Origin of the sequence: Clostridium sp. CAG:43, from assembly GCF_000434655.1 — a bacterium.
GTDB lineage: Bacteria > Bacillota > Clostridia > Lachnospirales > Lachnospiraceae > Otoolea > Otoolea fessa.
Window position 1 is genome coordinate 21,885 of record NZ_FR895106.1, and the last position, 898, is coordinate 22,782.

Below are 898 nucleotides of genomic sequence, written 5' to 3' on the forward strand. Positions count from 1 at the left end.
CCATATCGCGTCCATTGTGCTCGGTATAATAGCCTAACGTCTGACCGCCGCGGTCAAACAGATCCAGCAGCTCCTTCCGGTCTTTCGGGTCAACCCGGTAACCTTTTCTGCCATTCTTTAAATATAAATCTACGTATTTCCGGTACAGGCGCACCACGCCTGCCGTATAGCGCGGACTCTTCATGCGCCCCTCGATTTTCAAGGAATAAACGCCTGCTTCCAGAATATCCGGCAAAATATCCAGCGTACAAAGATCCTTGAGACTGAGCACATACTTGGAATCGCCCGGATTTAACACGCCATTTTCTTTCTTTTGTTTTTTGTTTTCATTAGGGTTGTTCTCATCCAGCCGCCGAAGGACATCAAACGGAAGCCGGCAGGTCTGAGCGCATCGTCCCCGGTTGCCGCTTCTGCCGCCGATCAGGCTGCTGAACAGGCATTGTCCCGAATAACAGTAACAGAGAGCCCCGTGAACAAAGCTCTCTATCTCCACGCCCGTCTCCTGATAAATGCGGCGTATCTCTTCCAATGAAAGTTCACGCGCTGTAACGATGCGGACCGCGCCCATTCTCGTCATAAGCGCCGCGCCCTCCGGTCCGGTAATCGTCATCTGTGTGCTCGCATGAACCGGCAAATCCGGAAAATGCTCCCGGATATAAGAAAATACCCCCATGTCCTGCACGATCACGGCATCCAGTCCCGCCTGGTAATACGGAAGCAGATAGTCGTATAAGTCATCCATCTCGTCTTCCTTTACCAGCGTATTGACCGTCATATAAAGCTGGCGCCCATGAAGATGCACGTAGTTGATCGCTTCCAGCATCCCCGTTTCATCCGGATTTTCCGCATATGCCCTGGCTCCGAAACGGCTGCCGCCCATATAGACTGCGTCCGCCCC

Annotated in this window: 1 protein-coding gene; it reads right to left on the bottom strand. The window is 52.7% G+C overall.

The window, feature by feature from the left end; genetic code table 11:
* A partial coding sequence (locus tag QVO97_RS09945; protein WP_288189584.1) for a peptidase U32 family protein occupies positions 1-898 on the bottom strand: 898 nt, incomplete at both ends.